Source organism: Polaromonas sp. P4_F4, from assembly GCF_056401355.1.
The window spans coordinates 163,843-185,825 of record NZ_JBFUJO010000007.1; the positions used below are offsets into that span (position 1 = coordinate 163,843).

At 62.4% G+C, this 21,983-nt stretch carries 23 protein-coding genes; 16 read left to right on the top strand and 7 right to left on the bottom strand.

Annotated elements, in window-relative coordinates:
- The first annotated feature begins 581 nt into the window (after window positions 1-581).
- Window positions 582-764 carry a DUF3606 domain-containing protein gene (locus AC1DUR_RS10180; protein ID WP_477718781.1) on the top strand — a complete coding sequence of 61 codons (183 nt, stop codon included), beginning with the start codon at window positions 582-584 and terminating at the stop codon, window positions 762-764.
- Between the two features lie 357 nt (window positions 765-1,121).
- A complete protein-coding gene (locus AC1DUR_RS10185; protein WP_477718782.1) occupies window positions 1,122-1,532 on the top strand; it encodes a thioredoxin family protein in 411 nt (136 codons plus the stop codon).
- 55 nt (window positions 1,533-1,587) lie between these two features.
- Here the strand turns inward: AC1DUR_RS10185 and AC1DUR_RS10190 are convergent, their stop codons facing one another.
- Together AC1DUR_RS10190 and AC1DUR_RS10195 are read right to left on the bottom strand one after the other, a co-directional pair.
- Window positions 1,588-2,394: an alpha/beta fold hydrolase gene (locus AC1DUR_RS10190; RefSeq protein ID WP_477718783.1), complete on the bottom strand. Its 807-nt coding sequence runs from the start codon at window positions 2,392-2,394 to the stop codon at window positions 1,588-1,590.
- A 98-nt stretch (window positions 2,395-2,492) separates the two neighbouring features.
- Window positions 2,493-3,794, bottom strand: coding sequence for an O-acetylhomoserine aminocarboxypropyltransferase (locus tag AC1DUR_RS10195; RefSeq protein WP_477718784.1), 1,302 nt, complete (start codon window positions 3,792-3,794; stop codon window positions 2,493-2,495).
- Window positions 3,795-3,970: 176 nt separating this feature from the next.
- On the opposite strand from AC1DUR_RS10195, the gene AC1DUR_RS10200 reads away from it, so the two are divergent.
- Window positions 3,971-4,438 carry a CBS domain-containing protein gene (locus AC1DUR_RS10200; RefSeq protein ID WP_477718785.1) on the top strand — a complete coding sequence of 156 codons (468 nt, stop codon included), beginning with the start codon at window positions 3,971-3,973 and terminating at the stop codon, window positions 4,436-4,438.
- A 39-nt stretch (window positions 4,439-4,477) separates the two neighbouring features.
- Here AC1DUR_RS10200 and AC1DUR_RS10205 read toward each other — a convergent pair whose 3' ends face one another.
- Together AC1DUR_RS10205 and AC1DUR_RS10210 are read right to left on the bottom strand one after the other, a co-directional pair.
- Window positions 4,478-6,037, bottom strand: a complete 1,560-nt coding sequence (locus AC1DUR_RS10205) for a S8 family peptidase (RefSeq protein ID WP_477718786.1) — start codon at window positions 6,035-6,037, stop codon at window positions 4,478-4,480.
- 177 nt (window positions 6,038-6,214) lie between these two features.
- Window positions 6,215-7,468, bottom strand: coding sequence for a polyhydroxyalkanoate depolymerase (locus AC1DUR_RS10210; protein ID WP_477718787.1), 1,254 nt, complete (start codon window positions 7,466-7,468; stop codon window positions 6,215-6,217).
- A gap of 222 nt (window positions 7,469-7,690) precedes the next feature.
- Here AC1DUR_RS10210 and AC1DUR_RS10215 point away from each other — a divergent pair, with 222 nt between their 5' ends.
- The gene (locus tag AC1DUR_RS10215; protein WP_477718844.1) at window positions 7,691-8,347 is read left to right on the top strand and encodes a glutathione S-transferase family protein; all 657 of its coding nucleotides are present in this window, start codon (window positions 7,691-7,693) and stop codon (window positions 8,345-8,347) included.
- 215 nt (window positions 8,348-8,562) lie between these two features.
- Here the strand turns inward: AC1DUR_RS10215 and AC1DUR_RS10220 are convergent, their stop codons facing one another.
- Window positions 8,563-8,988: a cupin domain-containing protein gene (locus AC1DUR_RS10220; protein WP_477718788.1), complete on the bottom strand. Its 426-nt coding sequence runs from the start codon at window positions 8,986-8,988 to the stop codon at window positions 8,563-8,565.
- Window positions 8,989-9,088: 100 nt separating this feature from the next.
- Here AC1DUR_RS10220 and aroC point away from each other — a divergent pair, with 100 nt between their 5' ends.
- A complete protein-coding gene (gene aroC / locus AC1DUR_RS10225) occupies window positions 9,089-10,186 on the top strand; it encodes a chorismate synthase (RefSeq protein WP_477718789.1) in 1,098 nt (365 codons plus the stop codon).
- A 52-nt stretch (window positions 10,187-10,238) separates the two neighbouring features.
- Here aroC and AC1DUR_RS10230 read toward each other — a convergent pair whose 3' ends face one another.
- Window positions 10,239-11,123, bottom strand: coding sequence for a DMT family transporter (locus tag AC1DUR_RS10230; protein ID WP_477718790.1), 885 nt, complete (start codon window positions 11,121-11,123; stop codon window positions 10,239-10,241).
- 160 nt (window positions 11,124-11,283) lie between these two features.
- On the opposite strand from AC1DUR_RS10230, the gene AC1DUR_RS10235 reads away from it, so the two are divergent.
- Window positions 11,284-11,418, top strand: a complete 135-nt coding sequence (locus tag AC1DUR_RS10235; protein WP_477718791.1) for a hypothetical protein — start codon at window positions 11,284-11,286, stop codon at window positions 11,416-11,418.
- Window positions 11,419-11,505: 87 nt separating this feature from the next.
- On the opposite strand, the gene AC1DUR_RS10240 is transcribed toward AC1DUR_RS10235, so the two are convergent.
- Window positions 11,506-12,297 (bottom strand): IclR family transcriptional regulator domain-containing protein, encoded by a 792-nt coding sequence (locus tag AC1DUR_RS10240; RefSeq protein WP_477718792.1) that lies wholly within the window; start codon window positions 12,295-12,297, stop codon window positions 11,506-11,508.
- A gap of 194 nt (window positions 12,298-12,491) precedes the next feature.
- Here AC1DUR_RS10240 and AC1DUR_RS10245 point away from each other — a divergent pair, with 194 nt between their 5' ends.
- The 10 genes from AC1DUR_RS10245 to AC1DUR_RS10290 all read left to right on the top strand — a co-directional run bounded on the left by AC1DUR_RS10245 (window position 12,492) and on the right by AC1DUR_RS10290 (window position 21,976).
- A complete protein-coding gene (locus AC1DUR_RS10245) occupies window positions 12,492-13,469 on the top strand; it encodes a shikimate dehydrogenase family protein (protein ID WP_477718793.1) in 978 nt (325 codons plus the stop codon).
- An 81-nt stretch (window positions 13,470-13,550) separates the two neighbouring features.
- Window positions 13,551-14,720, top strand: a complete 1,170-nt coding sequence (locus AC1DUR_RS10250; RefSeq protein WP_477718794.1) for an ABC transporter substrate-binding protein — start codon at window positions 13,551-13,553, stop codon at window positions 14,718-14,720.
- Window positions 14,721-14,774: 54 nt separating this feature from the next.
- Complete coding sequence (locus AC1DUR_RS10255; RefSeq protein WP_011482781.1) at window positions 14,775-15,650, top strand: branched-chain amino acid ABC transporter permease; 876 nt, start codon at window positions 14,775-14,777, stop codon at window positions 15,648-15,650.
- The gene (locus AC1DUR_RS10260) at window positions 15,647-16,669 is read left to right on the top strand and encodes a branched-chain amino acid ABC transporter permease (protein WP_477718795.1); all 1,023 of its coding nucleotides are present in this window, start codon (window positions 15,647-15,649) and stop codon (window positions 16,667-16,669) included. The genes AC1DUR_RS10255 and AC1DUR_RS10260 overlap by 4 nt, the downstream gene beginning before the upstream one ends.
- Window positions 16,666-17,424, top strand: coding sequence for an ABC transporter ATP-binding protein (locus AC1DUR_RS10265; RefSeq protein ID WP_477718796.1), 759 nt, complete (start codon window positions 16,666-16,668; stop codon window positions 17,422-17,424). The genes AC1DUR_RS10260 and AC1DUR_RS10265 overlap by 4 nt, the downstream gene beginning before the upstream one ends.
- Window positions 17,425-17,555: 131 nt before the next feature.
- Window positions 17,556-18,326 carry an ABC transporter ATP-binding protein gene (locus AC1DUR_RS10270; RefSeq protein WP_477718797.1) on the top strand — a complete coding sequence of 257 codons (771 nt, stop codon included), beginning with the start codon at window positions 17,556-17,558 and terminating at the stop codon, window positions 18,324-18,326.
- 36 nt (window positions 18,327-18,362) lie between these two features.
- The gene (locus AC1DUR_RS10275) at window positions 18,363-19,268 is read left to right on the top strand and encodes a VOC family protein (RefSeq protein ID WP_477718798.1); all 906 of its coding nucleotides are present in this window, start codon (window positions 18,363-18,365) and stop codon (window positions 19,266-19,268) included.
- Between the two features lie 5 nt (window positions 19,269-19,273).
- On the top strand, window positions 19,274-20,167 hold the full coding sequence (locus AC1DUR_RS10280; RefSeq protein ID WP_477718799.1) for a sugar phosphate isomerase/epimerase family protein: 894 nt from the start codon (window positions 19,274-19,276) through the stop codon (window positions 20,165-20,167).
- 128 nt (window positions 20,168-20,295) lie between these two features.
- Complete coding sequence (gene pcaB, locus AC1DUR_RS10285; protein ID WP_477718800.1) at window positions 20,296-21,555, top strand: 3-carboxy-cis,cis-muconate cycloisomerase; 1,260 nt, start codon at window positions 20,296-20,298, stop codon at window positions 21,553-21,555.
- Window positions 21,556-21,559: 4 nt separating this feature from the next.
- A complete protein-coding gene (locus AC1DUR_RS10290; protein ID WP_477718801.1) occupies window positions 21,560-21,976 on the top strand; it encodes a carboxymuconolactone decarboxylase family protein in 417 nt (138 codons plus the stop codon).
- The last annotated feature ends 7 nt before the right edge of the window (window positions 21,977-21,983 follow it).

The window sequence follows — 21,983 nt, forward strand, 5'->3', positions numbered from 1 at the left end:
GGCCTGAGCCACCCGTGCCGTTGCCTCCTCCGGCTTCCAGTCTGACAGTTCGCACAGCCCGCGCAGGCATAGGCCCATGCGCCGGGCCTTCGTACCATCTCCCGTGACTGGCGCCAGGGGTGCGCTGCGGTGTTTCGACTGCATACCCGCAGACCTCTTGCACCGTCAATGTCACTGTCATTGACTCACGGAGGTTTCCATGCTCAAGAAATTGATTGTTCTCGCCATCACGTCCGGCCTTGCTGCCAGGTTATACAAGACCTATGCCCATAAAAAGGAGGCCGGGGGGCCTACGACTAGCAACAGCAACAGCAACCGCAACAGCACGCCCGCGCCCCGGCAGTCCTCGGGTCCGACTGCAGCCCACGCGAATGAGTGAAGGCCGCGAATAGCGGCATGGTGGCGCAACTTTCGGGCAGTCTTGCTGCCTCTTTGCCGCCCCTGTTTTTTCGCCCGCGCCTTCAAGCGCACGGGTGAAATTCTTACAAGGCACGTCAAACCAGCACGGGAAGATTTCACCGAGTCGAACATTTCACTACCGGAGAAACAACGTGACTTCCCCTTTGCCTTTGAGAACACCTTTGAGTGAGCAACAACCCGATCTTCGTGCGCTGAAAAACGAGCCGATCAACATCAACGAAGAAGCCTCGGTGAATTTCTGGGTGGCCGCGCTGGGTTGCAGCGAGGCGGCATTGCGTCTGGCAGTCGCCGAGGTTGGCCCTGCGGCACAGGATGTGGGCAACGAACTCGGTGTAGCGGTATGAGCGTGCCGTCAACAAGCCTCTCGGGTCCGCTCTCTGTCAGGGTAAAGGAGCCGTCAGACGGCCTTTTTTACTGGGTGGTCACCCAGCTGTCGGCAGAAGAGCATAGGGCTGACATTCCCATCGATACGTCAGACCATCCGTATCCGACCCATGAAGCCGCCCTGAGTGCAGGTGTAGCCAGCCTCAAGGTGCTCAAGAGCGGGGTTTTCAAGGCGCTTCCCGGTCACGATTCCAGGTAGCGAATCCAGCCATTCGACCCACTATCGAATAACCAACGGATCGACGTACCGGATCAACGCTCGAATCCGAAAATTACAGAGTGCCGCCCGGACTTCCATAAAACGGTAAAGTGGCTGCGTGAGCAACACTACATCCCTGCCGTCACACCCTCCGTCCGCGCCGGAGGTCCACTCACGGGTTCGCTGGGTCATCTGCCTGTGCGCCGACTGGTGCGGCCTGTGCCGCGATTACAGCGACGTGTTTGCACAGATGGCGGCGCGTTACCCCTCCAGCCGCTTCGTCTGGCTGGATATTGAAGACCAGGCCGATCTGGTTGGCGATATGGAGGTGGAGACCTTCCCGACGCTGCTGATCGCCGAGGCGGAGGGCATGCAGTTTATGGGCCCCTTGCTGCCGCATGCAGAGACGCTGTCGCGTCTGCTGGACTCGTTGCAGGGCTCTGATGTGAAGCTCACGCCCCATTTGCTGGTCACACAACAACTGCTGCAGGCTGTTCAGCACACGCCCGAGCACTGGATTCGCCCCTGATGAAGGGGGCTGGCCATCGAAGAGCGCCCGCAGGAAGCCCCTGAACCGTCAGGCGTCATGGCTGCAGAAAATCCCTCAGTGCGAACAGCACCGCATCAGGCGCCTCGGTCATCAGCTGGTGGCCCGCTTCCAGCGTCACGACCTTGCCTTTGGCGGCTTTGCCGATCAGTCCCCGTGCGGCTTTGGGCATCGTCATCTGGTCATTGCGGCCAAGGACGAAAAGCACTTCGCAGCGGGTGCGCTCCATGGCTGATTCGCCAGTGGTGTAGTCATCACAAGCCTTGAAGCCGGTGTGAAACAGGTTGACGGCCGGATTGCTGAACAACACCCGCCGCATCAGCGCCTTCGACCCGCCGTACAACCAGGTTCCGGGGCCGAGCGAAGAGGGCGGTGGGGCCAGCATGGAGTGCGAAAACATGTTGACCATGTCGATGGCTTTCATCGGCTGGTTCAGCGACGTGTCGAGCAGGGCGGGCGAGACTTTCATCGGGAACGCGGTGCCCACCATCACCAGCTGGCTGACCCGCTCGGGCGCGCCGCCTGCCACCTCCAGCGCGATCAGCGAACCCAGGCTGTGGCCGACCAGCGCAGCCTTGGGAACACCCGCCACATCCAGCAGGTCCGTGATGAAGCGGGCGGCTTCTTCCACGGATTTTGGAGGAGCACCTTCGCTTTTGCAGTGGCCCGGCAAGTCGGGCGCCAGCACGTTCCAGCCGTGGTGGGCGAAGTAGCGCGTCTGCAAAATCCACACGCTGTGGTCGTTGAGCACGCCGTGGATGAAGACGACGGTGGGCCTGGCCGCATCAAAGGGCTTGCCGCCGGTGTAGCAATAGGTCTTGTGGCCGTTGACGGTGAGGTACATGATCAAGACTCCCGACGGGCCGCCCCTAGGGAGGCGATGGCCCCCTCGGGGGACGGCGAAAACACGAAGTGGTGAGTGTGGGGGTGGGGGTGCAACATTCAGGCCCCCGCTTTCTCGGCAGCCTTGAGGGCCCGCTTCAGGTCATCCATCAGGTCGTCCGGGTCTTCCAGCCCGATCGACAGACGGATCGTGCCCTGCGTGATGCCGGCGCCCAGCAAAGCTTCATCGCTCATGCGAAAGTGCGTGGTGCTGGCGGGGTGAATCACCAGGCTGCGGCAGTCGCCCACGTTGGCCAGGTGGCTGAACACCTTGAGTGCCTCAATAAAGGCCTTGCCCTGTGCGCGGTTGCCCTTGATATCGAAGCTGAACACCGAACCGGCGCCGCGCGGCAGCAGTTTTTTGGCCAGTGTGTGGCTGGGGTGGGTTTCCAGCAGGGGATGGCCAACGCGCGACACCAGCGCATGGCTGGCGAGGAAGTCCACCACTTTTTCGGTGTTGCTCATGTGGCGCGCCATGCGCAGCGGCAGGGTTTCGATGCCCTGCAAAATCAGCCAGGCGGTGTGCGGGCTCATACAGGCGCCAAAGTCGCGCAGGCCTTCGCGGCGCGCGCGCAGCAAGAAGGCGCCCACGGTGCTTTCCTCGCTGAACACCATGTTGTGAAAGCCCTCGTAGGCCTCGGTCAGTTCGGCAAACTTGCCCGACTTTTCCCAGTCAAACGAGCCGCCGTCGACGACAACGCCGCCGATGACCGTGCCGTGGCCGCTCAAAAACTTGGTCGCGGAGTGGTACACCAAATCGGCGCCGTGGTCGAAAGGCTTGATCAACCAGGGCGAGGTCAGGGTGGAATCGACCAGCAGCGGCACGCCGGTTTCATGGGCAATGGCGGCCACGGCGGAAATGTCCAGCACGTCCAGCCCCGGATTGCCCACGGTCTCACCAAAAAAGAGCTTGGTGTTGGGGCGCACGGCGGCACGCCAGCCGTCCAGGTCGCCGGGTTTCACAAAGGTGGTTTCAATGCCGAAGCGGCGCAGCGTGTAGTGCAGCAGGTTTTGCGAGCCGCCATACAGGGCGGTGCTGGCCACAATGTGCGAGCCGGCGCCCATCAGCGTGGCAATCGACAGGTGCAGGGCGGCTTGCCCGCTGGCGGTGGCAATGGCGCCAATACCGCCTTCCAGCGCCGCTACGCGCTGCTCCAGCACCGCATTGGTGGGGTTGCTGATGCGCGAATAAACATGGCCCGCGCGTTCCAGGTTAAAGAGGCTGGCGGCGTGGTCGCTCGACTCGAAGACAAAGGAAGTCGTGAGGTGAATCGGCACCGCGCGGGCGCCCGTGGCGGGGTCGGGTGCCGCACCCGCGTGCAGCGCCAGGGTGTCAAAACCGGGGTCGGAGTAGCCGGGCATGGGAAGTCTCCAATAGAAAAATGCGTAAGCTGCAGGCGGCACCTGGCTGGACGGCCAGCGAAATCGTTATAGCCCGCTGTTTGATTGTGGGCTATATTTAAACCGAATTCCCCGGCGCGGCCTGGCTGTAATGCCAGTTGCGGTGGGACAATGAAAGACCAACCGAGGAGAAAGCGATGAAGGTTCTTGACATCCTGCGCGTTAAAGGCAACACGCTTTACACCGTTCAGCCTGATGAGCCACTGGCCAAGGCGACCCAGATCATGGCGGACAAGGACATCGGATCGCTGGTCGTCATGGAGCATGGCGACCTGGTGGGCATGCTGACCTTCCGCGAGGTGATCGTCTGCATCGTCAAAAATGGTGGCGAGATCGGCAACACCCTGGTACGCACGGCCATGGACGACCATCCGTTAACCTGCACGTCAGAAACCGAGCTCGACGAAGTTCGCCGCATGATGCTGGATCGCCACGCGCGCTACATGCCCGTGATGAACCAGAAAATGCTGATGGGTGTGATCAGTTTTTACGACGTCGCCAAGGCTGTGGTGGACAGCCAGAACTTCGAGAACAAGATGCTCAAGGCCTACATCCGCGATTGGCCGGCCGAGCAGGAAGAAGAGGGCGAGTCCAAGCTGCCGTGAGGCGGGTTGCCCCGCTTTGCTTGTCGGACGTGAGCCTGCTCAGGGTTTGCTGATGACGGTCTGGGTAACTGTGTTCTGGCTTGCGTCGTAAATTATCAGTGGGCCCGAAACGCCGGTCACGCTCATGGTGGTCGAGGGCGTGTTTTTGTTAATCGTTGCGCTGGTCAGCTTGCAACTACTGGTCTGGTCCGTCACGCAGCTGACTGAGCCACCCGGCGAGAAACTCCCTGACACCGTGGCGTTTGCCACGACAGCGCCGCTGTTTTTCACGTCGCGAAGGGTCACCACCGCGGACGCGCGCCAGCCGTTTCTATAACTGACCGCGCTGTTCGTCATGGACGAGACGGCAACGGTCTGCTTGACGGGCTCCTGCGGCGCGCCCGGCGCGAGCGAATAAACCAGCAGGTTGGGCGAGCCGGACCCAATGGCCGTGAGGCGGTTGGCCGAGGCGTTGGCGGTCAGGAAGGAAACCACTGCCCCAGGCGATGCCGCGGTATTGGCTGCCAGCGCCAGCGCGGCGACCCCGGTTACATGGGGCGAAGCCATGGACGTGCCGCTGATGGTGTTGGTGGCGCTGTCACTGGTGTTCCAGGCCGAAGTGATGCCACTGCCTGGCGCGAAAATGTCCAGGCAGGTGCCGTAGTTGGAATACGAGGCGCGCGCGTCGCCGCTTGTGGTCGCCCCCACCGTGATGGCGCTCGGCGCTCGCGCCGGGGAGTCGCTGCAGGCGTCGGCATTGCTGTTGCCGGCCGCCACCACCATGGTTACGCCTTTATTGACCGCACCCGCCACGGCCGCGTCCACCGAGGACGATGCGCTGCCGCCCAGCGACATGTTGGCCACGGCGGGCCGCAGCGGGCTGTTGGCCGCAAAGTCGATGCCGGCAATCACTCCGCTCCAACTGCCGGAACCGCTGCAATTGAGCACGCGCACCGGAATCAGTGAGACCCCCTTTGCCACGCCCCAGGTGGCACCGCCCACCGTGCCGGCGACGTGTGTGCCATGGCCGTTGCAGTCGTTGGTGCCATTGCCATCGGTTATCGCGGTGAAGCCGGCGCCGACATTTACACGGCCATTAAAGTCACTGTGCGTCGCGCGAATCCCGGTGTCGATGATGAAGGCGTGCACGCCCGCGCCGGTGTAGTTGTAGTTGTAAAGGGTGTACTGGGGGTTCAGGGCGCCAACCTGGTCGATCCGGTCCAGCCCCCAGGTGGCATTGAACTGCGTTTGTGTTGCAGGTAATTGGGTTTCATTCAGCGAAACCGTCTGGTCCTGCTCGATGTAGTCCACGTTCGGGTTGTTGCGGATGCCCTGCAGCGCGGCATCTGGAAGGCTGACGGCAAAGCCCTTGAGGGCGCTGGTGTAGGTGTGGTGCAGTTGCCCGCCCAGCCCGCGCGCCAGATTGGCGGCTTCCGCGGCGGGATTGGCCACGCTGTCCTTGAACACCACGATGTAGCGCCCCGGAATCGGTTGCGACTGCGCGTAGGGATGGGTGGCCGGGGGCTGGACCGCCTGGGCGAGGGCCGCTGGTGCGCCAGCGGCGAGCGCTGTTGCGTACACGCCGAGCGCCAGGAGGCGGGCGAGGAAATTTTTTTTCATGATGACCCCGACTGGATGCTGGGAACAATGAACGAGCGCTCATCATTCTGTGCTTGCCATGCAGATGGGTCAAGCTGCTTTGTCAGGCCACCCTCGTTGCGGAGCTTTGGAGTCTGACGAATGGCAACAGCCTGGGCGCCCTTGATCCCTGAACCGGCCAGCCTTGCAGGAGCCGCTTCAGCCTGCGCTGTTGTTGCTGTTGTAAATGACGTCCCGCACCCGCGGGTAGATTTGCTGGTTCCATTTCTTGCCGCTGAAGACACCGTAATGCCCCACGCCAGTTTGTACGTGGTGAGTCTTCATGTAAGGCCGGATGCTGCTGCACAAGTCTTGCGCAGCCACGGTCTGGCCGACAGCGCAAATGTCATCCCGCTCACCTTCTACTGTCAGCAAGGCAGTGCGCCGTATGGCCTTGAGGTTGACTTTTCTGCCATGCCAGGTGAGTTCGCCCCGCGGCAGGTCATAGGTCTGAAAGACCTTGGCAACCGTCTGGAGGTAAAAACTGGCCGGCAGGTCGTTGACGGCCAGGTATTCGTCATAAAACGCGCGGATGATCTGGGCCTTGTCAAATTCGCCCTCCCGGACATGCCGGTACAAGTCTTCAAACGACTTTTTGTGCCGCTCCAGGTTCATGCATAAAAACGCCGTGAGCTGCAAAAAACCGGGGTAGACCTGCCGCATCAGGCCCTTGTGGGGCCAGGGTACGGTGCTGATCAGGTTTTTTTCAAACCATTCGATCGGCTTGCTGTTGGCCAGTTCGTTGACACCGGTGGGGTTGACCCGGCAGTCCACCGGGCCGGCCATCAGGGTCAGGCTGCTCGGCTGTGCCGGGTTGTCGTCTTCGGCCATGAGTGCGGTGGCGGCAAGGGCTGCCACGCAGGGCTGGCAGACCGCGATCATGTGCGTGCCTGGGCCCAGCACTTCCAGAAATTTGATCAGGTAGCTGGTGTAGTGGTCCAACCCGAATTCACCCTGGGCCAAAGGCACATCGCGGGCGTTATGCCAATCGGTGATGTACACGTCATGGTCGGCCAGCAGTGTGCGGGCCGTTTCACGCAGCAGCGTGGCGAAGTGGCCGGACAAGGGCGCAACCAGCAGCACGCGCGGCATGGGGGTGGCCAGTGCTTTCCTGAAATGAAGCAGGGTGCCAAAAGGCAACTCGCAGACTTTGTGTTCCGTCACGGCAACCGGTTCGCCGGCGACCTGCACCACGTCCAGGTTGTAGGCGGGCCTGCTGTGCGTCAGGCGCAGGCGAGCGAGCACTTCGCAGGCTGCGGAGAGTTTGCTGGCCGACTGGCTGATCCATGGGAACAGGGGGGCCGGACTGGACAGGCCAGACTTGACCGAGCCGACCATCATTCCGGCCTGTTCGGCGAACATCCGCAGGGGGGAGGTCAGGTCAGACTGCAACTGATAGGCGTGGTAAAGCATGCTTCTTTCTTGCTGCGCCAGAGCGAGCGGCGGCGTGAACTCTGAGCAATTTACGGGCCACTGCTGGCGACCCGTCCGCCCTGTACATGTAAAGATTCGCCATCGGAGCCGGCAACATTCAAGTTCTGGCACAGGGCTTGCTCAATGACCTTGCGTCAAGGGTTGTTGGCGCGAGGACGGCGTAACAGCGCTGCTTTTACCTTTGTGAAAGACGTCGGCATCATGGCTCAGGCAGTCCTTACCATCAGCAGCAAGAACTACGGCGCCTGGTCGCTGCGCGGCTGGCTGCTTGCCAGGCTGGCCGGTCTGGAGTTCGCCGAGAAGGTGATTCCTCCCGACGATGCGGACATGCGCGCCGAAATCCTGCTGCTGTCACCCTCCATATTGGTGCCCAGCCTGGAGCACAACGGCATCAAGGTGTGGGACACGCTGGCCATTGGCGAATACCTGCATGAAGTCAATCCCAAGGCCGGCCTGTTGCCCGGCGACATGGCCGTCCGGGCGCATTGCCGCGCCATCTGCGGCGAGATGCACTCTGGTTTCAGCGTCATGCGTTCGTCCATGCCCCTGAACATCAAGGCGTTTTTCCCGAAGTTCAGGACATGGTCGCGTGCTGACGCCGATATCCGGCGCATCGTGGGCATATGGACCGACTGCCTCACACGCTATGGCGGGCCCTACCTGTTTGGCAAAAAGCCCTGTATGGCGGACGCCATGTACGCACCGGTGGTCAGTCGTTTCAGGACTTATGACATCCCCCTTGACGCCTTGTGCGTGGGCTATTGCACCAGCATATGGACGCTGCCCGCCATGCAGGAGTGGATTGCCGCCGCGCAGGAAGAGCCTGATGACTTTGACGAACTGGACGCGGAGTTCTGAATTGACATCAACCTGCAAGTGGTAGAAGGGGTAGCTCTTAGGCCCAGCAGGGGCCGCAGGCGCAGCGCCCCTCGGGGGGCAGCGAACCACACGCAGTGGGGGAGCGTGGGGGCCAAGAGATTCCAGCAGGGGCCGCGGGACTGGCTTTGCCAGACCGCAGGCGCAGCGGCCCCCTCGGGGGGCAGGGAGCTACACGCAGTGAGCGACCGTGGGGGCTATTTCCCCCAGGGCGTAGGCGCGGGGATCTCGCACACGGGCTCCACGTCAATGCTTTTGAAGTCCGCCGGCGAAACAATTTCCAGGTATTCCATGTCGGGCGAGTAGTCAAACAGGTAGTGGCGTATACCGGGGCGCTGGTGCACGCAATCTCCGGCGGAAACCAGCGTTTCCCGGTCTTCGTACATGAATCTGGCCCAGCCCTTTAGCATGATGACGATCTGGAAATCCGCCTCATGCCGGTGCCAGCCCGTGCCTTTTTCTGGTGCCATATTGGCCTTCACCAAGTGCGCGATGACCATGCCATGGGTCGCCTCGGCAATGCCCAGGTCGCGGTAGAGGAAGAAATCACGCAATCCGTCCGGTTTGAACGGCGTGTCGCCGGGTTTGACGTGTGAGAACAGGGTGTTGGTTCGCTCAAGCATGGTGCCCTCCGGTAGTGCGCAGCCATTTGCGCCCGTGCCTTCATGCATGAAGTGTTCCCGTCGTACTCCGGCGATGGCCGACGGTTAAAATCGTGTCACTATGTCTGGCAGTACCTTTGGCAACCTCTTCGCAGTCACCAATTTCGGTGAATCCCACGGCCCGGCCATTGGCTGCGTGATTGACGGCTGCCCGCCGGGATTGGCGCTGGCTGAAGCTGACATCCAGGCCGACCTGGACCGCCGCCGCCCGGGTACCAGCCGCCACGTGACGCAGCGCAACGAGCCCGATGCGGTGGAAATCCTGTCGGGCGTGTACGAGGGCAAGACCACCGGCACACCAATCTGCCTGCTGATCAAAAACACCGACCAGCGCAGCAAGGACTACGGCAACATCCTGGAAACCTTCCGGCCCGGTCATGCCGACTACAGCTACCTGCACAAATACGGACGGCGCGACCCCCGCGGTGGCGGCCGCGCCTCGGCTCGCCTGACGGCGCCCATGGTGGCCGCCGGTGCAGTGGCCAAAAAATGGCTGGCTGAAAAATATGGCGCCAGCTTTCGTGGCTGCATGACGCAGATCGGCGACATCGCGATTCCCTTTGAGTCCTGGGAGCATGTGTCCCGCAATCCATTCTTTGCGCCGGTGGCTGACGTTTCCCACCTTGAAGACTATATGGATGCATTGCGCAAGGCCGGCGACTCCTGCGGCGCGCGCATCCGGGTCACGGCTTCGGGCGTTCCGGTCGGGCTGGGCGAGCCGCTGTTTGACAAGCTCGATGCCGACATTGCGTTTGCCATGATGGGCATCAACGCCGTCAAAGGCGTCGAGATCGGCGCGGGCTTTGCCAGCGTGTCCCAGCGAGGAACAACCCATGGCGATTCGTTGTCGCCGGACGGCTTCCTTTCCAACAATGCCGGTGGTGTGCTCGGCGGCATCAGCACCGGGCAGGACCTGGAAGTGTCGATCGCCATCAAGCCCACGAGCTCCATCATCACGCCGCGCCAGTCGATTGACACAGCCGGCAAGCCAGCCGAGGTGGTAACCAAGGGCCGGCATGACCCCTGCGTGGGCATTCGCGCCACGCCGATTGCCGAGGCCATGCTGGCGCTCGTCGTCATGGAGCATGCCCTGCGCCAGCGTGCGCAAAATGCCGATGTGACGGTCAGCACGCCCGACATCATGCGCGCACGCGGCTGAGGCCGCGCACAAACCGGCGATTCTCCGGCGGTTCCCCGGCGGTTCTGCCGGCTCAGGGTTCGGGCGATGAACTCCGGAAAGGATTGAAGCCGGTGATCAGCGCCGTTGCGGCCAGCACCAGCACGCAGCCGGGGAGCATGCTGGCCGTGACCTGCTCCCCCAGGAACAGCGCGCCCCAGGTGACCCCGAACAGTGGAATCATGAAAGCCGACGAGGTGGCCGCGCTGGCCGCAATTTCGCGCATCAGCCGCATGCTGATCCAGTACATGAAGCCCGAGGTGACGATGCCCAGCATGGCCACGGCCAGCATTGCGCCGGCGGTGGGATGCGCTGAAGGCGCAGTCATGCCCGCGGGGATTAGCAAAATCACGGTGGCTGCGGCAAACACGCTGGCGGATGCCGGCAGCGGTCCGTAGGCCAGCGTGGCGCGCTTCATCAGGATGGCGCCCACGCCATAGCTGGCAGCCGCCGCTGTGCATGCCAGCGCGGCCAGCACGACTTGCGGCGTGACGGCCACCGGTCCCAGCTGGACCAGCAGCGCCACGCCGACAAAGCCCACGGCACAGCCCAGCAGGCGCCGTGAGGTCAGCCTTTCTTCGCCGGCAATGGCGGCCCCCAGCACGCCGAACAGCGGGGCCGTGGCATTGAGCACTGCCGAGTAGCCCGCAGGAATGACCAGGGCGGCCCAGTTGAAAAGCACAAAGGGAATGACCACGGTGAGCAGGCTCAGCAGCGCCAGGCGCGGCCAGGCGGCGCGGGGAGGCCAGCGGTCACGCAGGGCGCGCATGAGGACGGTCAGCACCACGGCGGCCAGGGTGCAGCGCAGGCTGGCGACGACCCAGGGACCCAGGGCCGGGCTGGCAATGCGAAGCAGGGGAAATGATGCGCCCCAGAGGGCGGACAGGGCGATGAGCTGGATGAAATGTCGGGTCTGCATGTGGGGTGCCCAGATTGTGCGTGATCCGGGTGAATGCTGCCGGCGATGCCGCTCCATGCCGTCTCATGCCAGTCGAGGCCCTGGTTGCAGGCGCGGATTTTTCCTGTATGTCACCGCCGGACCAGTGTCTGGTTGGAAAACTTCATTGTCAGGAGTCTTCATGCCAAAAACTGCTATCCCGGTCGCCAGCCCAGCCGGAGGAGCTGTCGCCCGCCTATGTATTTTGGCCTCGCCCGTCTGCGCCAGCGATATCACCGGCATCGTGCAGCCCGTCACGGGCAGTGTTGAGGCCTGATTGTCGGGAATTCCATCCGGGTGGGTCCGGGTGGGTGATGACGTCTTCGCTGCATCGGCTTCAGGGCTATCGGCGCGCTGATGCCGATCAGATCAGGTTGCGCATGGCCTGGGCGGTTTCGCGCAGTACCGACAGCACGCGGGCGACGGCCTCTTCGCTCGATTCGTGTCCCATGGGCATGGTTACGCTCAGGGCGCCGGCCACGTCGCCATGCCGGTCGCGCAGCGGCACGGCAATGCCGCGGTAATTGAGTTCCAGCTGCTGCTCGGAAAGGGCCCAGCCCTGGGCGCGCACGCGTGCCAGCTCGATGCGCAGGCGTTCCTTGCTGGCAATGGTGTAGGACGTGTAGGCTTTGAGTTCATGGGTGGCGAACCAGTTTTCCAGCCAGCCGGCTTCGCGCAGGGACAGCATCAGCAGGCCGGCGGCCGTGACCTGGGCCTGCACGCGCGAGCCGAGTACGTAGCCAGTGTTCATCGCGCGGCTGCTGCCATTGCGTGCGATGTACACGACCTCGTCGCCGTCCATGACGCTCACATACGCGCTCTCCTGCGTGCCGGCGGTCACGCGCTGCAGGAAGGGCTGCACGATGCGCGGCAAGCGGGCCGATTCCAGGTAAGACTGCCCAAGCCTCAACACGCGCGGGGTCAGCCAGAACAGCTTTCCGTCGCCCGCCACGTAACCCAGGTATTCCAGTGTCAGCAGGTAGCGGCGGGCGGCCGTGCGCGTCATGCCGCAGCGCGCGCCAGCCTGGCTGGCGGTCAGGCGAGGGTTGGCATCGTCAAAACATTCGATGATGGACAGGCCTTTTTCGAGGCCGGCAATCCAGTCACGTTTGTCGAGCGCGGGTGTGGACGGCACTGAGGGGGCAGGCATTGTCATGGGCCAAGTATTGTGGGAGTGCTCAGTCCGTAAATATGGGGTGAAACCCTTGCTTTGATCGATGATCGCTCAAAACTGATCGTTAATCGCTCAAATGCTGAATTTAAGCTTTTAATTAAGGCTTCAACCCACTAAAGTTCAGCCGAAATCAGCAAATTCAATCGATTATCGAACAAACTCAGCGCCAATTCGACATGCATTCCACCATTCAGGGCAGCACCGATGTGTATTTGATCTCCGGCGATCCGGTGGAGCAAGTGCGGGCGCCCGAGGTGTTCAACCTGATTTTCAGGACGCTGGGCATCAATGCCGTGCTGGTGCCTGTGCATGTGGCCCTTCGGGACATTGAGGCTTTCGTGCGCACTGCCTTCCTGGCCAAAAACATCAAGGGCATGCTGGTAACCATTCCGCATAAATCGCGGGTGATGGGCTTGCTCTCGCACTGCAACGACGCTGGCCGTATGGCCGGCGCGGTGAATGGCATTCGCCGCAATGCAACAGGCGAGCTGGAAGGCGCGCTGTTCGACGGCAAGGGTTTTGTGCTGTCGCTGGACTACTTCGGGGTGGCTTATGCCGGCAAGCGCGTGTTGATTCTGGGCGCCGGCGGTGCTGCGGCCGCCATTGCCGTTTCGTTGGCGCTGGCGGGTAGCCACGCACCGGCCGGAATCGCGCTCTATGATCCGGCACCCGGCAAGGCGCAGGCCTTGGCAAGCCAGCTTGCTGCTGCGGCGCAGATGCCCCTGGCAAACATTGTGGCCGCGACCAGCGGCGACCCGTCGGCCTATGACCTGGTGGTGAATGCCTCGCCGCTGGGGCTCAAGGCCGGTGATCCCCTGCCGTGCGATGTGTCGCGGCTGGCTCCGCATGCGGCCGTGGCGGACATTTTGATGAAGAACCAGCCGACACCGCTGGTCCAGGCTGCCCGGGCACGGCATCTGGTAGCACAGCCCGGCTTTGAAATGCTGATCCAGCAAGCGCCGGATTACCTGGCATTTTTTGGCTATGCCGAGGCGGCGCAAACCGTTCGCAACGACGCCACCTTCATTCGCGAACTCCTGTACCCGGCCGCCATGCGCGGCGAGATCCGTCGGCCGGGCAAGCTCACCCCCGCCCTCCAATCCACCAGCGTTCCAGTCCCCGGAGTCGGGGAATCACGACTCATATCCCATTGATTCGACATTGATTCTGTATTGGTTCCATCTTGATCCCGCATTGATTTTTGTACTGACTTTCAACCCTTAGAGGAGATAACCATGAAGAAACGATTTGCTCTTAAGCTGATAGCTGTTTGCGCAATAGCCATGGCGGCTACAGCCGGATTTGCGCAGGACGTCATCAAGATTGCCAACATTGTCGAGCTGTCCGGTGGCGGCGCCACGGCGGGCACCAACTTCAAAAATGGTGTCGAACTGGCCGTCAAGGAAATCAACGCCGCGGGCGGCATCCTGGGCAAAAAAATCCAGACCATCACCACCGACACCCAGAGCAACCCCGGCGTGGCCAAGGGCCTGACGCAAAAAGCCATCGATGACAACGTGTTCGCCATTTTTGGTCCGGTGTTTTCCGGCTCCATCATGGTCAGCATGGCCGAGTCGCGCCGTGCCGAGGTGCCCAATTTCACCGGCGGCGAGGCGGCCAGCATCACCGAGCAGGGCAACCCCTATGTGTTTCGCACCAGCTTCACCCAGGCCACAGCCATGCCCAAGGTCGCCCGCTACATCAGCGACCAGGCCAAACTCAAAAGCATTGCGATCATTTATGTGAACAACGACTTCGGCAAGGGCGGCCTGGACTCGATCAAGAAGGCGCTGGCCAATTCGCCGACCAAGATCGCTGCCGAAATTTCCACCGAGCCCGGCCAGATCGACTTTTCGGCCGCCGTGCTGCGAGCCAAGCAGAGCAATGCCGAAGGCGTGTTTGCCTACTCCAATGAAGAAGAGTCGGCGCGGCTGCTGCGCGAGTTGCGCAAGCAGGGCTGGAACAAACCCATCATTGGCGAAACCACGCTCACCGGCCAGAAGGTCATCGAGCTGGCGGGTGAGGCTGCCAACGGCGCCGTGGCCCATGTGGGCCTGACGGTTGATGCGCCGCAGCCAGCCATTCGCGCCTTCCGTGCCAAGTTTGAGAAGGAATACAAATATGTGTCCGACCACAACGGCATGAAAGGCTACTCCGGCGTCTACGTGCTGAAGTCCGCGATCGAGAAGGTCGGCAAGCTCGACCGCAAGGCGGTGGCGGCTGCCCTGCATACCCTGAAGGTGAAAGCGGCGGATCAACCCGGTGTGCTGATGGATGTCTCGTTTGACAGCAAGGGCGACCTGGACCGAGAGAGTTTCATGATTGAAGTGAAGAACGGCAAGCAGGAAGTGGTCGCCATCCTGCCGCCGCTGGGTGCCGCGCCTGCGGCCGCACCGAAGAAATAAGCCGCCAGCGCCTCCTGAAACCCTCCAGCAAGCACTTCTTATGCAGGCACTGCCATGACAGACTTCCTCCAACTCTTTTTCTCGGGCCTGGCCACCGGCAGCATCTATGCGCTGGCGGCCCTGGGTTTTACCTTGTTGTGGCAGGCCTCCGGCACGATCAACTTCGCGCAGGGTGAGTTTGTCATGCTGCCCGCCTTCATGCTGCTGGGTTTCATCTCGCTGGGCGCGCCCATGCTGGTCAGCTTTGTGCTCACGGTGCTGCTGGCCGTGCTGCTGCTTGGCTGGGTCTTCAAGCGCGGCGTGGTGGATCCGCTGTTCAAGTACGGCATGATGCCCATCGTCGTGGCCACCATCGGCCTGTCGATCGCCATGCGCAACGGCGTGCGCGCCGGCTACAGCGCCGAAGCCCATCCCTTCCCCAGCCTGTTTGCCGACAAGCTGTACAACATCGCAGGCGTCACCATCACCCTGCAGGACGTCGGCACCTTTGCCCTGGCCATGATCATCGTGCTGGCGACCCAGGCCTTCCTGGCCAGGACGGTCACGGGCCGCGCCATGCAGGCCGTGGCGCAAAACACCGAGAGCGCCAGCGTGCTCGGCATCAACGTGCCGCGCATGATCTTCTACACCTTCGCCATCAACGCCGTGCTGGCCGTGGCGGCAGCGCTGCTGGTCACGCCGACTTACCTGGCCAAGTTCGACATGGGTGAAGGCCTGGGCACCAAGGCCTTCTTTGCCGCCATCATCGGCGGCTTTAACAATTCACGCGGCGCGCTGCTGGGCGGCCTGATCGTGGGCGTGTGCGAAAACCTCGCCTCCGCCTACATCTCGCCCGCCTACAAGGACGCAGTGGCGCTGGTGATTTTCATGATCGTGATCCTGTTCAAGCCGCAAGGCCTGCTCGGCAAGAAAGAGGAGCGCAAGGTATGAAGCTCTTGAACCACAAAATGGCGACCATCTTCACGGTGCTGGGTGCCTTGCTGGTGCTGGTCGCGCCGCAGTACCTGAAGAACTACGGCATCTACCTGCTGACCTACTGGCTCATCTTCATCATTGCCACCATGGGCCTGAACCTGACCATTGGCTATGCGGGCCAGAAGTCCCTGGGGCATGCGGCATTCTTCGGCATCGGCGCCTACACCGTGGCCATCCTGATGAAGGCCGGCTTCAGCTTCTGGCTCGGCCTGCCGGCGGCGGCGCTGATCTGCTTTGCCGTCGGGCTGATCCTCGGCTTTCCGGCGCTGCGGGTGCAGACCATCTACCTGGCCTTTGCTACCCTGGGCTTCAACACCGCCATCTGGCTGGTCATGCGCAACGAAGAGTGGCTCACTGGCGGCACCTTCGGCATCAACAACATAGCGCGTCCCGCCATCCTCGGCTACTCGCTCGAAGCCAACCGGCCGTATTACTATTTTGTGCTGGTGGTGACGCTGATCCTGTCGGGCCTGCTGTGGGGCCTGCTGCGCTCACCCTGGGGCAAAGCCTTCAGGGCCCTGCGCGACAACCCGATACGGGCCGAAAGTCTGGGGGTCGACATCCGCAACTACACGCTGCTGAGTTTCGCCATCGGTGCGGTGTACGCCGGTGTCGCCGGCGCGCTGTTTGCCTCGCTGGTGCAGTTCATTGAACCCGCACCATTCGCGGTGGGTGCTTCCATCATGATGTACCTGATGGTCGTCGTCGGCGGTGCCGGTTATTTCCTCGGCCCCATCGTCGGTGCTGCCGTCGGTGTGGTGCTGCCGGAGTGGCTGCGCGACGTACCGGGCGTGGCCAATTGGTATTTGCCCATGTTTGGCGCCGCGGTGGTGGTGCTGATGGTCTGGCTGCCCGACGGTTTGCTCAGCATTCCGGACCGCATCCGGGACCGGCGCGCCGCGCGTGATGCCTCGGCAGCCCGCAAAATTGCAGCGGGCATGGCGGCCACCAAGCGGGTGGGAGCAGCATCATGATGAACCCTCTGCTGAAAGTCACCGACCTCAGGAAATCCTACGGCGCCATCCAGGCGGTAGGCGGTGTGTCGTTTGAAGTCATGCCGGGCGAGATCTTTGGCGTGATCGGGCCCAACGGCTCGGGCAAGACCACCATGTTCAACAGCGTGCTGGGCCAGATCAGCCCGGACACCGGCGCCATCGAGCTCAACGGCAAAAACATCACGGGTTTGTCACCGCTGGAGTTGAGCCGGCGCGGCGTGGGCCGCACCTTCCAGACCCTGCAGGTGTTTGGCAAGATGACGGTGCGCGACAACCTGATCGTGGCCGCGCAGGAGCACAAAGGCAGCATGCTCAGCCGCATGTTTGCCCCCGGCGACTCGGGGCTGGGCGCGAAGGCCGATGCGCTGATCGACCAGTTCCGCATTCGCCATGTCGCCGACAAGCCGGCCGGCACGCTGAGCTACGGCCAGCAAAAGCTGGTGGACATTGCCATGGCCTTCATGGCCGAGCCCGACCTCGTGCTGCTCGATGAGCCCTGCGCCGGCGTCAACCCCAGCCTGGTGGGTGGCATCTCGACCCTGCTCAAGGAGTTGAACCAGAACCCGAAGTTCGGGCGCAAGGGGTCGTTTGTGGTGATTGAGCACAACATGGACTTCGTCATGGATTTGTGCCACCGCATCATGGTGATGGTGGAGGGGCGGGTGCTGGCGATTGGTACGCCGGCTGAAATTCGGGGCAACAAAGAGGTGCTTGATGCCTATCTTGGAAATTGAGATACACCCCCGTCTCGGCTCACTGCGTGTAGCCGGATCCCCCCTCAAGGGGACAACCGCTGCGGCCCGGCGGAGCCGGTTCCGCGCCGTTGCTTGCCTCGATTTGTACCGCTACGACATGGAATACTGACATGACAAACGATATCTGTATTGAGTTTGACGACGTGGTGGCCGGTTACAAGGACTTCATGATCCTGAACAACCTGTCGTTCAAGGTCAGGCGCGGCTCTATCACCTTGCTGCTGGGCCCCAATGGCGCGGGCAAGTCCACCGTGCTGAAAACGCTGTTCGGTCTGCTCAAGCCGCGCCAGGGTCGCATCCTGCTCGATGGTGTGGACATCTCCGGGGCCAGCCAGAAAGAGTTGTTGGCCAAGGGCATTGCCTTTGTGCCGCAGGGGCGCAACCTGTTTGGCCAGCTCACGGTCTGGCAGAACCTGGAGCTCGGCGGCATCACCCTGGGCACCAAGACCACGCACGAGCGGATTCCCGAGGTGCTGGAGTTCTTCCCGCGCGTGAAGGAGCGCCTGCACTCCCAGGCCTCGGCCCTGTCCGGCGGCGAGCAAAAGCAGCTGGAGGTGGGCCGTGCCCTGTTGCTGCGTCCCAAGGTGCTGCTGATCGACGAGCCTTCCATCGGCTTGTCGCCGATAGTGGTGCAGGACGTGTTCAAGCTGCTGCAAAAACTGGCCTCGCAGGGAACCACGGTGCTGATGGTGGAACAAAATGTCAAGAGCGCCCTCAAAATGGCGGATGACGCGATTGCGCTCGAATCAGGGCAGTTGGTGCTGCACAAGAAAGCTTCCGAGTTGCTGGCCGACCCGAACATCGAGCGGCTCTTTTTGGGCGGCGGGCATGTGCCTGGTGCGACGGTCGAATCCGCTTTTCCGGCAAACCAGCCGCTTTGATGTCCTGATCATTCCTGAACTCAACCGGAGAACACCATGAGTACCCACCTCCAGGCGGCAAGCACTGACCGGGAATCCATTCTTGACGCCGTCAACCCGCTCGGACTGGACGGCATTGAATTCATCGAATACACCACCGCCAAGCCGCAGGCGCTGGGGCAGGTGCTGGAAATGATGGGCTTTCGCCCCATCGCACGCCACCGTTCACGCGAGGTGCTGCTGTACCGGCAGGGCGGTATCAATGTGATCGTCAATGCCCATATTCCGGCCATGCCTGACGGCGCGGCACCGACCGACAAGCCGGTGATTGCGGCCGTGGCCGTGCGCGTGCGCGACGCCGCAGAGGCTTATCGCCGGGCGCTGGAGCGCGGCGCCTGGGCCGTGCCCTCACGCGTGGAAGTCATGGAGCTGAACATTCCCGCCATCCACGGCGTGGGCAAGAGCCGCATCTATTTTGTGGACCGCTACGACAAGTTTTCCATCTATGACGTGGACTTCGTGCCGATTCCCACGGTGGACCCGCATCCACCTGCCGTGGCCGGTCTGCATTTTTTCGGCATCGTGCAGTACATCGGCAATGACCGCACCGAAGACTGGGCGGAGTTTTATCGCGAGCTGTTCGGCTTCACCGAGTTGCCCGCCGAGGAACGCTTCGGCATCCTGCCCAAGGGGCGGATCCTGCGCAGCCCATGCCCGCCGTCATCCCGCTTTTACCTTCAGTTGATCGAGCCCGAAGCCAGCGTGCTGGATGTGGAGGGCGACGAGGGACTGCAGCGCATCGGCCTGGGCACCGCCGACGTGTTGCAGGCGGTGGCCGAACTGGGCAAACGCGGCGTGGAATTTGTCGAGTCGCGCGGCGTTCACACCGAGGACCGCGGCGCGCTGACCAAAACCTGGCTGGGCAGTGTGAGCTTTGAGCTGGTACACGACGAGCGCGGTTGAAGATCATGAGTCACTACAGCGGAAACATAGACGATTTCGGGATGGACACCATCTCGCTGGCCGGCCCGCTCGAGGCCAAGCTGAAGGCTGTCCGGGAAGCAGGATTCACCCAGATCATGCTGGCCGCCAGGGACCTGGTGGGCCACCCCGACGGCCTTGACGCCGCGATTGCTGCGGTGCGTGCCAGCGGTTTGCGCGTCACGGGCTTTCAGGTGCTGCGCGATTTTGAGGGCCTGTCAGGCCATCTGCACGATTACAAAGTCGACATTGCCAAGTCGATGCTGGAGATGTGCCACGCATTGGACTGCCGGCTGTTGCTGATCTGTTCATCCACGTCCGTGCATGCCACGGACGACACCCGGGCGCTGGTCAAGGACTTGCGCAAACTGGCCATGCTGGCGATTCCCATGAATATCCGCATAGCCTATGAAGCCCTGTCGTGGGGGCGTGTCGTCAATGAATTCCCGCAGGCCTGGGACATCATTTGCGAGGCTGACATGCCCAATCTCGGCCTGGGATTTGACTCCTTCCACATGTTTGCGACCAAGACCTCGCTGGACGAGCTGGACATGCTGGATCCCGACAAGATATTCCTGGTGCAGCTGGCCGACTTCATGTGGACCGAGATCAAGTCGGTCGAGGAACGCATTGCCACGGCGCGGCATTTTCGCGTGTTTCCCGGGGAAGGCGTGCACAGCGAAGCACTCGCCACGCTGGTGACCAAACTCCACGGGCTGGGTTACCGCGGTGACTACAGTTTCGAGGTTTTCAATGACGACTACCAGCAAATGCCTTTACCCACCGTGGCCCAACGCGCCTGGCGTTCGGCCTTGTGGCTGGGCGAGGACGTCTTGCGGCGCTCCGTGCCCTTGCCCAACCAGATCCGCCTGAAGCGATGATGCCCCCACGCTTGTCACTTCGAGCCTGCGGCGCGCTGCCCCTTTCCTCTCCTGTGGAGGCGCATTTTTCCTTGGGGCGGCCCGGCGGAAAAACAACCCTCATCGCCTTTTGAAAAGAAACCCATCGCATGAGCAGCATTTTTGAAGGTTTTTTATCCACGTCCGAAATCCTAGAGGCGTTCAGTGAACGCAATTTTCTGGACGCCATGCTGCGCTTTGAGGGCTCGCTGGCGCGCGCGCAGGCCAGGGTCGGGCTGATTCCCGAGGCCGTGGCCCAGTCCATCAGCGGGACCTGCAAGGTCGAGCTGTTTGATGTGGCCAAGATCGTGCGCGAAAGCGGGCGCGCCGGCAGCATTGCGATTCCGCTGGTCAAGAGCCTGAAGGAAACGGTGGGCCTCTTCAACAAGGAGGCCGCCGGTTTTGTCCACTTTGGCTCTACCTCCCAGGACGTGATCGATACCGCGCTGGCCCTGGTGACGCGCAATGCGCTGAACCTGATCGAAGCCGATGTCCACAAGGCGGTGACGGCGTTGCTGGCCCTGGCCGGGCGCCATGCCGCCGATCCTGTGCTGGCGCGCACACTGATGCAGCCGGCGTCGGTCACCAGTTTTGGCCTGAAATGTGCCGGATGGGCCGCACCGCTGGTACGCAGCCTGCAGCGCCTGCAGGCGACAGCCGGCAATGCCCTGAGCGTGCAGCTGGGTGGCGCGGTGGGCACGCTCGCCCAGATGCAGAAAGCTGGAAAGAACCTGGGGCCGCAGGTCATCGCGCACATGGCGGCCGAGCTGAAACTGAGGGCGCCTTCCTGTGCATGGCACACGCAGCGCGACGAGTGGGTCGCGCTCGGTTGCGAGTTGGGGCTGCTGGTGGGCAGTCTCGGCAAGATAGCCAAGGACATTGCCCTGATGGGCCAGTATGAAGTGGGCGAGGTGGCCGAGCCGTCCGAGCCGGGGCGCGGAGGTTCGTCGGCCATGCCGCACAAGCGCAATCCGGTCGCCTGCATGGTGGCGCTGGCCGCCGCGCAGCGGGCACCGCAACGGGTGGCCGCGTTGCTGGCCGCCATGCCGCAGGAGCACGAGCGAGCCCTTGGCAACTGGCAGGCCGAGCTGGCTGAATGGCCGGGCCTGCTGATGTCGGCGCACGGTTCTGCCCGCGCGATGGCCCAGGCGCTGCCGGGCCTGCAGGTGGATACGCAGCGCATGCGGGCCAACCTGGACGCCTTGCGCGCGGTGCTGCCCGCCGAGGCTGCAGACGAGTGGTTCAGTCCCGGCCTGGCCCAGCATGCGGCGGAGCTGACACAGGCCCAGGTCCTGGCCCATACCCAGGCGCTGGCCGCGCTGAATTCCCCGAAACCACCAGATATCCAGATACCAACAGAACGAAAGTGACGCCATGAGCACGAGTGACTCCATGAATGATTACGACAAGGGCATGGTCAATCGCCGCAGGGTGCTGGGCGATGCCTGGGTAGACAAATCCATTGCCAACAGCAACGCCTTCAACGGGGAATTTCAGGCCCTGATCACGCGTTATGCGTGGCACGAAATCTGGGGGCGCCCCGCATTTGGCGACAAGACGCGGCGCCTCATGGTGCTGTCCACCATGATTGCGCTGAAGGCCTTTGAGGAATTCGCCATGCATGTTCGCGCCGGCCTGGACGGTCCGCCGGACTCCCGGCTGACGCCCGAAGACATCAAGGAGGTCATCCTGCAGGCGGCGATTTACTGCGGTGTGCCTGCGGCCAACCATGCGTTCGCGGTCGCCGGCGATATCCTGCGCGAAAAAGGCCTGCTGGCCGCCACACCCTGAGGACACT